The following is a 15,620-nucleotide window of genomic DNA, read 5'->3' as shown; positions in this document are numbered from 1 at the left end:
CTCATACCTTCAACGTGAGGTGAGTATTGGGTGGCGGCAGGCGTAACCCCAGCACCGCTTCCGGCTCCGCAATCAACAGTCCATTGATACGGCTCTGTTTACGCGCGCCCTTGACCTGATAGGTCCAGACATTAGTGCCGAGCGTTGTGCGCTGATGCAGTTTCTGTTTCAGGAAGCGCTTCTGCACCCGCGACCAGTTTTCACGATCGTAATCTTTGAAGATACCGGGACTCACCAGCATCAGGCCTTCGGACACCGTATGAACGCGGGCATTGACAGTATTGATGGGTAGACGCCCTGAACTGAGTCCCTCTTTGATCCAGGCGAGAAAGCGCCGGCCTGGATCAACTTCATCGGTCAGATCCGTTTCCTGTGAGGGGGAAAAAGAAACGTGGCCTGCAGTGCGGGAGGATGATTCATCTGAATCCGATGACGGTGTATCGAATGCAGATACCGAGTTGGCGTTCTCCCTTATCGAAGCAGCATCATCGGTTTCGACACCAGGTTTTGTCGTCTGTGAATGCTGGTGTATCACCTGTTCCATTTGTTGGGAAGGCCGATCATGTAACACTGCGACGGCATGGTCCGCGACTTCATCAACCTCGTTGTTTTCCACCGCCGAGCTTGTTGTGTTGATCGGCGTCACCGTTCCTGCGAATACCGGTGGCCGTGCATCCGGCTCCGGCCAAAGGGTGTGTACCGGAAAGCGCAGCACGGTGAGCTGTTGCGACCAGTCGCCATCGATCACTTGCACGGTCCAGATGGCTCGATCGTCGTTGGGTCGCAGGATGCCATGCTGTTGCAGCTCATCCATCAGTCGGTCGTTGCGGGTCGGCACTCCTTCCTGTCCTTCGTGGTGGAGGTGTTCACGCAGGATATCCAGCACGCGTTTGCTGACCAGCCACAGATCTTCTTCAGAGCGCCAACCGGCTGCACCCGGTCGATTCAAGGGGAGGTCGCCCTGGTCCAGGAGGTAACGCAGACCGGTGAGCAGCCGCATCGACAGTGACTTGCGTCGAGCCGTGGGCATGGATGCCGGAGTGCCGGCCAGGTCGCTCACTACCGAGAGGCCGTCCGCCTGGTGCACCATCTCGCCGATAATCCCGGCCTGTTCCGCATCCCCGCTGATAGTCGCCAACCAGGCTTGCAACACCTCCGGATCGGATGCCAGCCAGCTCAGACCCTGGCGCGGGAAGATGAAGTGCACCAGCAGGGGCGGGACGCGTTCGTGAAAGCGATAGCGACGGTCACGGACGAATTCCACGCGATACCAGGCCGCATCGCCAGTCATGGGTCCGCCCCAGGGATCCCACCATCCCAGCCCCCGGTCGTTTTCGTTATAGAGCCGAACCCGCAGGTCGGTCACCGGCTTACCGAGGTCGTGGAGCAGGGCGGCGGTCGCGGTAGCGTAGGTCCAGCGGTCCTGGCGGGCGACCATCTCTTCCGCGGCGGCGCCCGAGGGGAGCAGTCGGCCACGGCGGAGCTTCAGGGCCTCACACACGACTTCCAGTCCATGGGTCAGCATGCCGCCGGGACCGGCGTGATGGTGGGCTTCCGAGGCGGGTAACTGTTGCACGAAGAGGGCATAAGCCTCGAAGGCAGCGGCATAGAGCTCGTCCCAGTGTGCTTGGGGAACGCCTACCAGTTGCCGGATCGTGTTGAGCAGGGCGCGATGTGGCTGGAGCAGGGTGTCGGCATCCAGTACAGGTATGGTTCCCTCGGTCGGTAGTTCAGAAAGACGGGTTCCGCTCCAAAATTTCAGTAGCGTACCCATCGGTCCAGCCATTCCGAGACTGCCTCTGGCCGAGACCACGGGCCCAAGCCGGCGTGGTGAATCCTTTCGATAAAGAACTGATGAGAAGGTGGTGTGCACATGAGGGGGCACTTTGCCGGCTATAGCACGGGGGTGCCACAGAAAACGTGACTACCGATTTGAGAGGGTTTTCATGAAAGTCCCCTTTGATTGACCCTTTCCCGCCGCGCGTCATTTCAAGCGCGGTGGCCCTTTGGGGTAGGGCCTTTGCCGTTATTAACCTCTTCCCTTGGATGAAGTCCTTTCGGATCCCTTTCAGAGCGCGCCAGAGATCGGATCCAATCTACAAAGGAAGGATGAAGCTGCGCGGTGCTGATGGCTACTTGATCATGTAGGATTTTTGTGTGGCCGCGTCGGTCAAGCTGTCCGCGCCAATGAGCTGCGCTCCCTCTTCGAACTTAACGCCAGAAAGGATCTTTGTGCCAATCATCGGCAAAGCCCATCCTCCCGGTGGAACGTCGGGGTGCTTCTGGAACAACTCATGCAGCCGGTGCTGCCGTCGGAAGTCCGATGCGATGACATTCATGAGTATGTGCAGCATAGCGGCTTGCGCGCGGAAGGTCGTGTTGGGCTCCATGTGCGGTTTGTACTCCTTGGGCACCTCGGGTGTGATGGTGAAACGGCGATTCCACAGCCTGGAATGGTGCGCGCAGAGGTTTCGCAGATAGGCGATGGCGTGGAGCCAGGAGCGAATCGTCCACGGCGACAGTGGGAGCGGCGCGGAGATCAACTTCTTATCGCCTCGGTTTTCGAGATTGGTGAAGACGATCGACCAGGTGCCGATAGATAGGACCTCGGCGACCATCCAGCTCGGGGGTGTTATACTTCTTGAAGTAATGCTGAATAAACGTCTCGCGCTTCTTGTCCTGAGGCGTTCCGTCCTGGGCGGAATGCCGGTCTGTGACCTTATCTAGTCCAGAAGCTTGTCGTGTCGGTACTGTTTGCGGAACAGCTTCTTGTCAAGGTACCAGTGTGGCCCATAGCGCTCGGACATCTTTTGGAGATTGCAACGCGGGCGTCGACCTCAATGCGCTCGATGGCGTCCACGACCAGGAGCCGCAGTTCCCGTTCGAAGATGTACAGATCCAGGACGGCGTCGAATACGACTCCATCGCGGAAGGTGTGGGCGGGCAAAGCGGGATCGTTGCGCTGGAACGTCTGGGCATAACCGCTCAGGCGGTAGCAGCCGAGGAAACGCAGGTCGTGGAGCGCCTTTCCTTTGTCTGGAAACGAGGCCCCGCTCGATCAAGAGTTCGAGTTGTTGGTCGAGGGCGAGCGCCGGCTTGTCGAACTTGGTCTTCCTGTGATTTTCTGGCATAAAACCTGCTTCCTGGTGCGCCGATCTGACGAGAGGCGTGGCGGGTGTTGTTACCCAATATTCTCGACATCCCGCCGGAAAAATCAAAGCAATCTCGAAAGATCCTTCTCTCCCAGGGCTCTCCATGTCATAAATTCTTCCTCCTATTTGGTAAAGGCAACCATTGATCTCGGCAGGTGGCAGTTAATAGGCGCCGTAAATAACATTATATATATCAATTATTTGCTGTGAATTTGGGTAAGTGGCTACGTAGAAATTGTCCGCTTGCCCAGGAATTCCTCGACCCATTATGTGTTTTTTCCTATGATGATGCCATCTTTGGTCGTGTCTATTGGACAAAGGGCGACAGCCAGGTCGTTACGAACTGAATTAACCCTGCGGAGGGGCCACCGAAACCGGTTTAAAGCAGATGAGCGAGACTATCGAAAACCGTTGGCTGTCCGTCGATGAGATTGCCACCTATCTGGGGGTCAAGCGAGATACCGTCTACAAGTGGATCGAGCGTAGGAACATGCCGGCTCACAAGGCGGGGCGACTGTGGAAATTTAGGGTGGAGGAGGTAGACAAATGGGTGCGGCATGGAGGTACTGCGGCGGTGAGAGGCGTTGCAACGGGCACCAAGGACCAAGCTGCTAAGTGAGACGCCCGGATGAGCATGACACGCTCTGAGAGCTCAGTGGGTAAGACACGCCACCAGGTGGATCGGCGCACACCCCAGAGGCGTGCAGAACAAGTAAACAGTCCACTAAAGCGGGTCAAGTCCAATTCTCACTTCAATCTGGGGACAACTGAAATTATGAAAGGCTGACAATGGGCTTTAGATACTCTGGCCATGAGACGTTTCCCTGCCGCTATGCGTGGCTGCCCAAGGCATTCGCCGCAATTGAGACGGATCACGGCGCATTTGCGGACGAAGAGAAGGCGATGATTCGCCTTGGCGTGGGAAAGAACATGGCCAAGGCTATCCGCTTCTGGATGGTTGAGATGTCTGTTGGCATCAAACACGCCAACGGCGGCTATCAGCCCACAGAGTTTGCCAATGCAGTGTTCAACAGAAAGAAAGGCATTGATCCATTCCTTCAGGACATCCGCACGCTCTGGCTGTTGCATTGGAAGCTATCGACCCATAGTGTTGAGGATCCCCTCTTTGCCTGGGACTTTCTGATTAACCACTGGCAGTCGCCGGAACTCTGCCGATCATCTGTGCTACAGGCATTTCGGCGCGCTGCGGACAAAGAGATTCGCCCTCCATCCGATGTAACGCTTGAGCAACACTTCGATACGTTCCTGCACACCTATGTGCCGACTAGAAGTCGCAAGGGCGGCATTCAGGAAGACAACCTGGATTGTCCTCTCGTGGAGCTTGAGTTCATCACGCATGTTGGAGAGCGTCGTATTGACGGAACGGGCAAGCGGGAGCCGATCTACGCATTTCGCATCGAAGACAAGCCGGACATCACGTCAGAACTCTTCGCCTACGCACTCGATGACTACTGGAAGAAACGACGTGGCACTGAGCGGACCCTGACCTTTAAGGACGTTACGTTCGGGCATGGAAGTCCGGGCCAGGTCTTCAAGCTGCCGGAGTGGGCAGTCCGCCAACGCCTTGAAGCGATCTCGTCAGATTCGACCGGGCCGTTCCTTTACCAGGAGTCGGCCACGCAGCAACAAATCTCGCGACGTGAGGGAGTGGCGGCACCTTGCATCAAAGCGGCATACGGCGAAGGTGTACCATGCTGAACACGAACCGAATCGCAGACATCTTCGACATCAAGAAGCGGTTCCTCCGCTCGACACACCTTGAGCGGGATTTCGAGGACAGCTCGGCGCTTCGTGGTTACGTCTTGACGCCACCTGCCCAGGAGGGGTTTGAACGGCTTCTCCAAGGTCTCTCACCCAAGTCCGGGCAGCGCGCCTGGCGTGTGACCGGTGACTACGGCACGGGCAAATCGTCCTTCGCGCTGGCCTTGGCTCATCTCCTCTATGAGGACGGCGGGGGGCTGCCGCAAGAAGTACGCAAGAGTGTCGATTTCCGCAGCCTAGGGGTGAAACGGCCGAACCTGTTGCCGGTGTTGGTTACGGGCACGCGCGCACCACTTGGCGAATCGTTGCGGATGGCACTGGCACGGTCATTGGAATTGCAGCGCGTACGCGGCAAGCCGCCGCAACTGATTTCCCGGTTGCGGGCAACTGTGGGGAAGACGTCGGAACCGCAGGATGGATCGGCAGAGATCGGGTTACTTGAGGAAACTGTTCGCTACCTGCGCCATTCCGGTAAGGCGGACGGAATCGTCATCATTCTGGACGAACTCGGCAAGTTCCTAGAGTTTGCCGCGCTCCATCCAGACCGGCAAGACATCTATTTGTTGCAGATGCTTGCGGAAGCGGCGTCGCGAAGCGGAGACATGCCGATCTTTGTGGTGGGCCTGCTCCACCAGGGGTTCCATGCTTACGCGGAACAGTTGACGTTGGCCACGCAGAAGGAGTGGGACAAGATCGCCGGTCGTTTTGAAGAGATTCTCTTTAATCAGCCGTTGGAACAGACGGTGTTCCTGGTAGCCAACGCACTCAACATCCCGCGTGACAGGCTCCCTCGCGGAGCGATGGGTCGGCTCGAAGACGAAATGTCCAAAGCGGTTGGGCTTGGCTGGTATGGTATCGATGCGGTCAAACACCGCCTGCTGGCCATTGCCCCGGAGATCTTCCCGCTTCATCCGACTGTGATTCCTGTTCTGGTGAAGCTGTTCCGTCGGTTCGGGCAGAACGAGCGTTCCCTCTACAGCTTCCTCTTGTCGAACGAACCGTTCGCACTCCAATCATTTGCCGATCAGCCCGCGAAGGCCGGTAGCTTCTATCGCCTTCACAACCTCTACGACTTCGCACGCGCGGCGTTCGGGCATCGCCTGGCGCTCCAGACGTTCCGCAGCCACTGGACCCAGATTGAGTCGGTGGTAGAGAGCTTTCCACGCGACCAGACGGCGGAGCTTCAGATTCTGAAGACCGTGGCAATCCTGAACCTCATCGATTCGCCGCAACTTGTGGCGTCTGAGAATGCGATTGCAGTCACCGTTGATTCCTCTTCGGAGGACGTCGCGACGAAGGTCAGGCGTTCTCTCAAATCGCTCCAACGCGGGAAGGCTGTCCTCTATTTTCGCGGTGCGGCAGGCGGGTACTGCCTCTGGCCGCATACCAGCGTCAATCTGGAACGGGCCTATCAGGATGCACGCGATTCTATTCCTATCCCGCAGCGAATCGGCCCACTCATTCGCGAGAAACTGGAGACGCGACCGCTGGTCGCTCGCCGCCATTACATCGAAACGGGCAATCTCCGCTATTTCGACGTACAGTTTGTGCCGGCTGAGGAAATAGCGGGTGTGGTCGCCGAGTGGACAAGCGCAGACGGGAAGGTCGTCGTAGCCCTCTGCGAAACTGAATCGGAACGCCGAAAGGCCATCGAGTTCGCAACATCGCAGGCGATGGGCAGCCGCAAGGCGGTTCTGACCGCAGTGCCAAAGCCATTGCAAGGGCTGGCAAACCTTGTCGCCGAAGTGCAGCGGTGGGAATGGGTGCTGGGGAATGTCCCGGAGCTGAATCACGATAGCTATGCCTTGGAGGAAGCTACCCGGCAGTTGGCAGCTGCGCGGCAGGTCCTCGCCAAATGTCTCCAGAGCTATGTCGGGCTGCGTCAATTCGCCGAAACGCTAGGGCTTCAGTGGTACTACCGTGGCCAATTGGTTGAGCTTCGTACCGGGCGGGCCTTGCTCGAAAAACTGTCGAATGTCTGCGACAAGCTTTATCCGAGTGCGCCGAAGATTCAGAACGAACTGGTCAACCGTCATGATCTCAGTTCAGCGGCGGCGGGGGCTCGCTTGCGGCTGATCGACAGGCTCCTGAAACAGTCGGCAGAGCCGTACTTGGGCATGGACCCGGCTACCAAACCGCCCGAGATGTCAATGTACCTTTCGGTACTTCAGGAGGCCCACCTGCACCAGAACGGCCCCGAAGGATGGGCCGCACGCATCCCTAACGAGGACAACGACACCTGCCGCGTTCGCCCCGTGCTTCTGCACATGCAGGAGGTACTAGAAGCCTCCAAGGGCCGTCGTGTAAAAGTTACCGACCTTTTCATGGAGATGAAGTCGCAGCCTTACGGCGTCAGAAAGGGACTTTGCCCCATGTTGCTAGCCGTCTTCGCCGTGATCCACGAGCAGGACGTTGCGTTCTATGACCAGGGCAGCTTTATGAAGCAGGTGGCCGGCCAGGATTTCCTCCGACTGATCAAAGCCCCGGAGAACTTTGAGGTTCAATATTGCCGAATTGCGGGCGTTCGGACGGTGGTGTTTGAGCAACTTTTCAAAGTGCTGAATCCTGACAAGAAACCCAAATCCATCGACCTGCTCGACGTGGTGCGGCCGCTTTGTGTGTTCGCTGCACAACTGCCGGATTATGCGAAGAAGTCGAACCAGGTCTCGAAAATGGCATCCGAGGTGCGCGATGCCCTGCTACGTGCCGAAGAGCCGGCCACTCTGCTGTTCCAGACGCTTCCTGAGGCATGCGGCTGCGAACATTTCGAGGCCGATGCTGCTCCATCGCAACAGAAAGTGAAGCGATTTGTGAATCGGTTGCGGGAGAGCATCGACGAACTTCGTGCTGCCTTTCCGCAACTTCTTCAGAAGATGAAAAACGAAATCCAGAACTGCTTCAATCTGCCAGGCAGCCTCAGCGCTGTTCGAGCGGAGCTGTCGCAATCCGCCAACCGCGTCCAGTCGTCCGTCAAAGAGCCGCGACTCAAAGCGTTCTGCCTTCGTCTGGCCGATCAAGCTCTGGAGGACGACCCGTGGGTTGAGGCAGTGGGCAGCTTCCTTTGCTCAAAGCCTCCTTCGAAGTGGATCGATCACGACTTGTCGCAGTTTGAGGATGAGTTGCATCGGTGCGCGAGGCAGTACTTCCGCGTAGAGAGCACGCTGTTCGATCAAGGCAGGGAGCCGTCCGGCTCTCACGCAATGCGTGTCTCTATCACTTGCCAGGACGGTAGTGAAGTGGACAAGGTTATCCACCTGAGCGACGGAGAGTTGACGATGGTAACGGCGCTGGAGGAAAAGATTCGCTCCGTGCTTCGCGAGGATGATCGGTTGGGACTGGTAGCCGCGACAAGGGCTATCATGACGCAATTACAGGGGCTGAAGGACTAAGGTGAAGGTGGTCGGCTGAGATTGGCCAGACGCCGGAACGCAACGCGAAGGTGGGGTGATGCCAGGAAAAGAGGGAGACGAGCCGAAACGCTTCCGCGTGAGCGCGCGTACGATCCTGCAATTGGGTGGCGAGCTAATTAGCTCCGATGGCATCGCATTCTACGAACTTATCAAGAACGCTGTTGACGCTGGCTCGAAGAAAGTCCACGTCGAAGTGCAGATGCAGTTGCCTCTCTATGTTATTCAGAAGCTCAGGGGCATTGCGGAGGAATCTGGCACCGTAGGAAAGAACGACCTCAAGAAGCTGAAAGCCGAGGTTACGTTGGCCGTCTCTTCGGATGCTCCTAACGGTGAAGCATTGCGTGAAGCGATCGCGGAGGCTGACTCGTTTGATGACCTACTCTCCGTCGCACTCGATGCGAACTCGATTACGTTCCACGATACGGGCAGCGGCATGACACGTGCCGACCTTGAGAACATCTACCTCACGGTCGGCACGCCGCATCGACTCAATGAACGCAAGGCCGGAACGCAACGGGTCATTCTGGGAGAAAAGGGGATTGGCCGCCTCTCGGCAATGCGCCTCGGCAACCGGCTTTATGTCACGACCAGTACAGCCGCAGACAAGGCTTGGAACGAACTGGAGATCGACTGGAATGACTTCGGCCGGGATGCGAGCCAATTACTAGAAGAGATCGAGGTCACGCCATATCGCGGTGAAGCCAAGGATGAGCCCGCGGCCCACGGAACGACTATTCGCATCACAGACCTCAACACGACCTGGTCGCTGAGGAAGCTTGCCGACACTGCTGCGTCTGAACTCTGCCGTTTCACCGATCCATTTGCCGAAAGATACCGCTTCCCGATCCACCTGCGTCTGAACGGGAACGCGGTTCCGATTCCGCGTATGAATGAGATCCTCAATGAGCACGCACACGCTCATGTCGAAGCGAAGTTGAGTGTCGAAGATGACGAAGATGATCCTGTTGCCATCCTCGAAGGTAAGGTCCAGTACCTGATTTCGGGATCGAGCGGAAACCCACTTTCCGGACGGACCCTGACCTTCCGGTATGAAAACGCTGAAATCGAGTCACTGCTGACGAAACGAGAAGATCCCGACGTTGACCTTGACTCTGTCGTGCGCTTGGGCCCGTTTACCATGAGGTGTCTGTGGTTCAATCGGCGGCTTTTGAAAGCTGTCGAAATCGACGACAGCACGCTCGATCTGAAAAAGGCGGTTCGTCAGTGGTCGGGTGGGCTGATGGTCTACCGGGACGGCTTCCGGGTCCCGCCCTATGGCGGCCCCGACGATGACTGGCTCGATCTTGATCGCGGGGCGCTTGCTGCCCAGGGCTACAAGGTCAACCGCGCGCAATTGGTGGGGAAAGTGGATATATCGGCCCGCGCCAATCCCGAGCTTCGGGACCAGACAAACCGTGAAGGATTGCGCGACTGCCCTGAGAAAAAAGCACTTGCAGGACTGCTGAAACATATTCTCGAAGTGGAGTTCCGGGGATACCTGAAGGAAGTGGATGAGGAAATTCGGGACAGGGATCGGATCAGTTTCACCGCGTTTACGGAGCGACTGGCGGAAGCCGAAGAAAAGATAAATAATTCCCTGGATGAGCTTTCCGAAATCGACAACGAGCATCCCGATCTGGAAATTGGTGCACTGTCAAAGCGGCTGCAACGCGCGTTCAGTGCCGTGGTCGAGGTGGTCACCGAGGTTCAGGACACGGTCGAGACCGTAGAAGATGAAAAGGCTCGCGTCTTGCACCTTGCCGCGCTCGGTCTTTCCATCGAGAAGCTTGCCCATGAGCTAAACCGGGCATCGAAGCATGCGCTCGAGGCACTTTCCCAGATGGAAGGTAGCCCCAATGCCTCGGCATTGAAGCGATCTGCTGTCCTCCAATTGCAATCGCTTCGCAAACGCCTCCAAAACCTCGACCCCTTGCTGACGCCTGCGCGTCAAACAAAGCAAGAATTTGACCTGGGCAAGGAAATCCAGGCCGTGCTGGACGGGTTCCAGGCCAGATTCGAGCGGCACGATATCACGCCAAAGCTAGTCACCAAGGGGGAAGGGCCGGTCAAGGTCAAGTTTGTTCGTGCCATGTTCATTCAGGTGCTGGAGAACCTGATCGACAATTCCGTGTATTGGCTGTCGGTAGGCAAGCGTCGCAAGATCGCCGACCAAGCCCCAAGGGAAATTCGCATTGTGCTCGACGGAAACCGCAATGTCATTGAGGCGTCCGATACCGGCCCTGGCATCGCGCCGGAGAACCGTGACCGGGTTTTTCAACCCTTCTTTACGCTGAAACCTGCCGGACATGGTAAGGGGCTTGGGTTGTACATCGCCAGGGAGATCGCCGAATACCACGGAGGCACGCTAAAACTCACTGACAAAGGCCTGAAGGCAACGGGCCGGCTGAATACGTTCGAACTGGACTTTTCGTCGGGTAGGGTGTGACGTGCCTGCGCCTGCTCAACAACAAAGCGTCAGCCCCGTAGCATCCTGGCGCGTCGCGATCATCGATGACGTGTACGCCGGACCTACGCGCGAAGCCGTTAAGCACAGTCTGGCAGAGTTTTGTGCTGACGTTGGCGCGGATGAGTCGCTGATACAAGTGCTCCACGACCGTACCCAATGCAACTTCGCAGACGCAGACAATGTCACAGATGCAGGGATCGTTGCTCTGTACACGTGTCGGGAGCAGTTAACCGACATTGCCGGGCAACTGGAAAAGCTGTTCCTTGAGTTCGACCAGCGCCATAACGAAGTGGCAACCATTGAGCAGAACCTGAAGGCCTACGGTTTTGTCGATGCAAATATCAAGACCTTCCAGTCTGTCCAGGACTTGTTTTCGGGGGAGCCATTCCAGCTGGTCTTTCTCGATTTGCTGCTGGCTAAAGGCGAAGCCGAATCGCAGTCCATTGCCAAGGAGATCTACGAAAAGTTCAAGGCGTTCATACTGCTGATGTCGAACTCACCGATCATCAATCCCCAGCAGGTCGAAGGCTTCCGACGGGAAACTCGGCTCCTAAGCGGCTTCTTCGAATTCCGGGCGAAATCAGATCTGTGCGACAAAGATAAGTTCCGCATCCAAATCGAGACTCTGCCCAAAGACCCGGTAGTCTGTCACGCCGTTCACAACTTCGTGATGGCATTGGAAGAGGCTCTGGGAGGCCCGATTGATGAGCCGGCGATGAATGAGGGGGCCGCGGCCGCTGATCCACGGCCGTCCGTCCTCCCGCAATTCATGCACTCGTTGCGGGCTTTGGGCCTTCACGATTATGCCTTGCTTTGTGAGTTGACGCTTCGAAACGAGGGACATCCGCTCGGCGACTACATGCTGCGCCTGCTTGGCGCACATTTGCTCGCAAAGATTCTTTTGCATCCACGCGTGAAGAGTGCGGTCTCCGCGCTCGACACGCTGCGCTTTACTGAATTCCTGCCGTTTGGCGACGAATGCTCAACTTCCTTTCATCGGATGTATGCCGACGCAACAACTGAGGCCGTCACTGGACCGTGGGGACCGCACCCGTGGAGTGTGGTTCGAGATCCTGCGGCCAGCGGCGCTGCAGCTGGTGAGGCTACAACAGACAAGCCTGCCGAAACGGACGAAGCTGCGGCTTCGCAACCCGATGCGGCCGCTGTCCAGGATGCCGAGAATGTGTCCGAAATCCTGGCTTTGCTCGGCATGCATGACGACGAAAAGGAATTGCCCTACATGCAGATGGGAGACCTTCTGGTCAAGGACGAAAAGTCGCTCGTGTTTGCGGTCTTAAGCGCCTCCTGCGAACTCCAGTTTGTGCCGACGCATATTCACAAGGACCGGGAGCGATTGAGGGATGACACGGTCCTGCTTGTTCCTGGCCGCATGAGGACGGTAGGTGCCCCGCAGGCGAAAAAATCGCAGACAACGGCCGGACTGATCGAATGGAACGACACCCCGTACTGCATCGACTGGTTTGACGGGAAACTCGTCGGCCTCCCGCACTGCACGCTGAGGAAACTGCTAGAGGACCGCGGCTACCTGCACCATCGCCGGCTTCAGACGGCGCGAGCCCTCGAACTGCAACAGGCCGTCTTGTCGAAGTTGTCGCGTATCGGATTGGAAGTGCGGCCGCCGTTTCCTCGGGACATCAAGATCACTCTCTTCAACCGGCAGACAGATCAGTCGTTTGTCATGCTGGGCGATTCCGTTGCGCAAGGCGGATTGCTGTTCCACGGCCGAAAGACGGATCAGCGCGTGCTTGTGCTGCGCAGGAGCGCGTTTTTCTATTTTACTGGAGAAATGAAGAAGCATGCGGATCAAGTAGCATCTGACGCAAGTGCTGACCCAAAGTTGAAGGCCGGATTGCCAACGGCTGCCACGGCATTCATGGCGGCCATGGGTGGCCTGAAGATGCCTATCGAGATACCCACCTCGACGGAAGCGAAGGCCATCCAGCTTGTGGACAGCTCCGGGAAAAAGCAGGCAGTCAAGCAGGTTGCGTTACGATTTGGCGCTTTCACGGAGGCACCGGTATCAACCAACAAAGAACTCATGTTCTGCCTATCGGCGGAAGAGGAATGAACGCATAGGAGGCGCGCATGACAGATCAACCAATTCGACACATTTTGAGCCTATCGGGCGGCAAGGACAGCGCCGCTCTGGCGATCTACATGCGCGACCGAGTGCTGGACATGGAGTACATCTTTCACGACACGGACAAGGAACTGCCAGAAACCTACGATTATCTCTCCCGCCTGGAAGCTGTTCTGGGCAAGCGGATCACCAAGACGACGGCTGATCAGAGCTTCGATCATTGGCTTACGGTTTTCGGTGGCATGATCCCGTCGAACCATCGCCGGTGGTGTACGAAGATGCTCAAGCTGAAGCCGTTTGAGAAATACGTGGGTGAGTCGCCGGTCATCAACTATGTGGCGATCCGCGCAGACGAAAAACGCGAAGGCTATATCAGCCACAAACCTAATATCACGACGGTCTATCCGTTCCGCGACGACGGGCTGGTAAAGGCAGACATTCTCCGGATTCTTGAGGAAAGTGGGATTGGGTTACCTCGTTACACGGAATGGGGGCGGACCCGTTCCGGCTGCTTCTTCTGCTTTTACCAGCAGAAGATCGAGTGGGTTCGCCTCAAAGAAAAGTACCCCGACAAGTTCGAGGAGGCCAAAACCTACGAGTATGCCACGAACAAAGGAGAGGGCGATCCGTTCTACTGGTGCGGCGATGAGCCGCTGGTCGAACTGGAGCGGCCCGAACGCATGGAGGAGATCAAACAGAAGTGGCTCGAACGGGAGGAAAAACGAAAGAAGAACGGCAAGAAGAGGAAGCTCATCAACATCCTTGGCGACGGGGACGAGGATGAAGGGGACACCGGCGGCTGTCTCATTTGCCAACTTTGACACTGATCAGGAGACGCATGATTTCGCAACAGGCTATGCGGTGGATCAGGTTCATACGGCAGTACGGGCCGATCCCCCGCAACGACAACATGTACGATGAGCACATCCGGAAATCGGCCAAGCGCGCCGGTATCCGGCCGCTCGCGTTTGTACATCCCGCCGAGCAGGACGTTCTCGATTTGTTTCGATCGGAACGTCAGGATCGGCGGTCGGTGGTCCTGACCGGAACCGCGGGCGACGGCAAGAGTCACCTGTGCGGAAAAATCTGGACGCTTCTGGGCGGCAGCGAAACGCAATGGTATTCCGACGACGTTTACCACACCCTGGACATTCCAACCGGTGGAGGGATGCTGACCATCCATGTCATTCGCGACCTGACTGCGCTGCCGCCGCACGATGCAAAAGGCCGATACGCCGACAAAGCGGAACTGCTCACGCGCTTCTGCGATTGCCTGTGCGAGCCCGACGAGAAGGTGCAGTTCCTAGTGGCCGCGAACGACGGACAGCTTGTCGAAAACCTGCACCGGCTTCCCACGACCGATAATGTGGCCCGCGTGCGGACCATCGTGGAAACGCTGCTGGTCGATGGCCGAAGGGAGGGTGCTGAGGCACCGCTTACGCTCTTCAATCTCAGCCGCGTTCCCTGCGCCGCGTTGTTCGACTTGGCGCTCGACGTTTTCCTGGAGCATGAAGGCTGGTCGGAGTGCTACGCGAGTGAGGTCGTTGACGGCTTCTTCGGGAATCGCTGCCCCATCCGCCACAATTACGAGCTGTTGAAATCACCGCTGGTCAGGGGGCGGTTGCGGTTACTGTTTGAGCTTTGCGACTGCAACGAGTTGCATGTGCCGATTCGGAGGATGCTGCTGCTGTTTGCCAACGCTATCTTGGGACACGCTGATGCCAAGGACCGGCTGATGCAGGCAGGTGATGTTTCGATGTTCCTGCAGAAAGGCACGACGGCAAAGGCGAGCCTCTTCAACAACCTGTTCGGCGGCAACCTGTCGGAGGTGCGGCGCGATTCGCTCGAAGTGTTCGACTACCTGAATCGGTTCCGCATCGGCCACGAAACGTCGAACCGCGTGGACAACATCCTGATCTTTGGCGAAGCCGACGAAAACCTGAAGCCGTACTTTGACGCCTTGTTGCGTGCCGACTCCATGTACGGGGCAGACGATAGCTACTATGCCGCGCAGCGTTCGTATGTCGAAGGCGACGATGCAGACCCGGCCAACGACGTGTTCCTGCGTCTCTTGATAAGCCAGCGGCGTGGGTTGTTCTTTAAGATCCAGCCGGAGTGGGAGCAGGAACTTTCGCTCTGGGAACTGACCGTGTTCAAGTATGCAGGAGAGTACCTGGAGAAAGTGCTTAAGCCGCTCGGAAACGGCGCACGAGTGGAACGCCCGTTCCTTGCCCGGCTGGTCAAAGGGCTGAACCGGATTTTTGTCGGGATGCTGGTGAATTCCGACCGCGACCTTCTTCTGGCAACCAGCATTTCCTTTTCAAGCTCGAAGGTAAGCCAGGTATTGGAGGACCGCATTCCTGTGACGCCGCGGCTGAACGAGCGGGTGGAACTGGTTCTTGCCAACGGGAAGCCGGCGCTCCATGTGCAGTTTTCACAGGCGATCTCCGCGTCGCTGCCTCTGAACCTGACCCGGTACGAGTTCCTGAGCCGGGTGGCCGAAGGAGCACTGCCGGGGAGCTTTTCAAGGGAATGCTACGAAGACATGCTGGCCTTTAAGTCCCGGCTGCTTACCTGCTTAAACGAACGACGGCGAGGCGAGGGGGGCGCCGAATCTAACACGGTAGCCTTCCACCTACTGACGCTCGATCCTGCGGGCAACCCGCTCGATGACGTTGTGGAGGTGACTCATGGCTGATTTCTCATCC

General features: G+C 57.3%; 10 protein-coding genes. 7 read left to right on the top strand and 3 right to left on the bottom strand.

From position 1 onward, the window contains the following. Nucleotide 1 precedes the first annotated feature (1 nt). From IPM20_12595 to IPM20_12585, 3 genes are all read right to left on the bottom strand, one after another. Nucleotides 2–1,774: a helicase/relaxase domain-containing protein gene (locus IPM20_12595; protein MBK9132461.1), complete on the bottom strand. Its 1,773-nt coding sequence runs from the start codon at nt 1,772–1,774 to the stop codon at nt 2–4. 358 nt (nt 1,775–2,132) lie between these two features. Next, nucleotides 2,133–2,618 carry an Abi family protein gene (locus IPM20_12590; protein ID MBK9132460.1) on the bottom strand — a complete coding sequence of 162 codons (486 nt, stop codon included), beginning with the start codon at nt 2,616–2,618 and terminating at the stop codon, nt 2,133–2,135. A 101-nt stretch (nt 2,619–2,719) separates the two neighbouring features. Further along, nucleotides 2,720–3,013 (bottom strand): Abi family protein, encoded by a 294-nt coding sequence (locus IPM20_12585; protein ID MBK9132459.1) that lies wholly within the window; start codon nt 3,011–3,013, stop codon nt 2,720–2,722. Between the two features lie 539 nt (nt 3,014–3,552). Between IPM20_12585 and IPM20_12580 the strand changes: the two genes are divergently transcribed. The 7 genes from IPM20_12580 to IPM20_12550 all read left to right on the top strand — a co-directional run bounded on the left by IPM20_12580 (nt 3,553) and on the right by IPM20_12550 (nt 15,610). Then, nucleotides 3,553–3,771 (top strand): helix-turn-helix domain-containing protein, encoded by a 219-nt coding sequence (locus IPM20_12580; protein MBK9132458.1) that lies wholly within the window; start codon nt 3,553–3,555, stop codon nt 3,769–3,771. Between the two features lie 170 nt (nt 3,772–3,941). Next, nucleotides 3,942–4,871 (top strand): DUF4007 family protein, encoded by a 930-nt coding sequence (locus IPM20_12575; GenBank protein ID MBK9132457.1) that lies wholly within the window; start codon nt 3,942–3,944, stop codon nt 4,869–4,871. Beyond that, on the top strand, nt 4,865–8,323 hold the full coding sequence (locus tag IPM20_12570) for a hypothetical protein (protein ID MBK9132456.1): 3,459 nt from the start codon (nt 4,865–4,867) through the stop codon (nt 8,321–8,323). The genes IPM20_12575 and IPM20_12570 overlap by 7 nt, the downstream gene beginning before the upstream one ends. A 58-nt stretch (nt 8,324–8,381) precedes the next feature. Beyond that, complete coding sequence (locus IPM20_12565) at nt 8,382–10,790, top strand: ATP-binding protein (protein MBK9132455.1); 2,409 nt, start codon at nt 8,382–8,384, stop codon at nt 10,788–10,790. 1 nt (nt 10,791) lies between these two features. After that, nucleotides 10,792–12,900, top strand: a complete 2,109-nt coding sequence (locus tag IPM20_12560) for a hypothetical protein (GenBank protein ID MBK9132454.1) — start codon at nt 10,792–10,794, stop codon at nt 12,898–12,900. Nucleotides 12,901–12,917: 17 nt separating this feature from the next. Beyond that, nucleotides 12,918–13,733 (top strand): phosphoadenosine phosphosulfate reductase family protein, encoded by an 816-nt coding sequence (locus IPM20_12555; protein ID MBK9132453.1) that lies wholly within the window; start codon nt 12,918–12,920, stop codon nt 13,731–13,733. A gap of 17 nt (nt 13,734–13,750) precedes the next feature. Next, the gene (locus tag IPM20_12550; GenBank protein ID MBK9132452.1) at nt 13,751–15,610 is read left to right on the top strand and encodes a hypothetical protein; all 1,860 of its coding nucleotides are present in this window, start codon (nt 13,751–13,753) and stop codon (nt 15,608–15,610) included. The last annotated feature ends 10 nt before the right edge of the window (nt 15,611–15,620 follow it).

This window comes from Gammaproteobacteria bacterium (assembly GCA_016716465.1).
Lineage (GTDB): Bacteria > Pseudomonadota > Gammaproteobacteria > SZUA-140 > SZUA-140 > JADJWH01.
The sequence above is the reverse complement of the archived record's forward strand: the minus strand, read 5'-3'. Positions and strand labels throughout refer to the sequence as shown.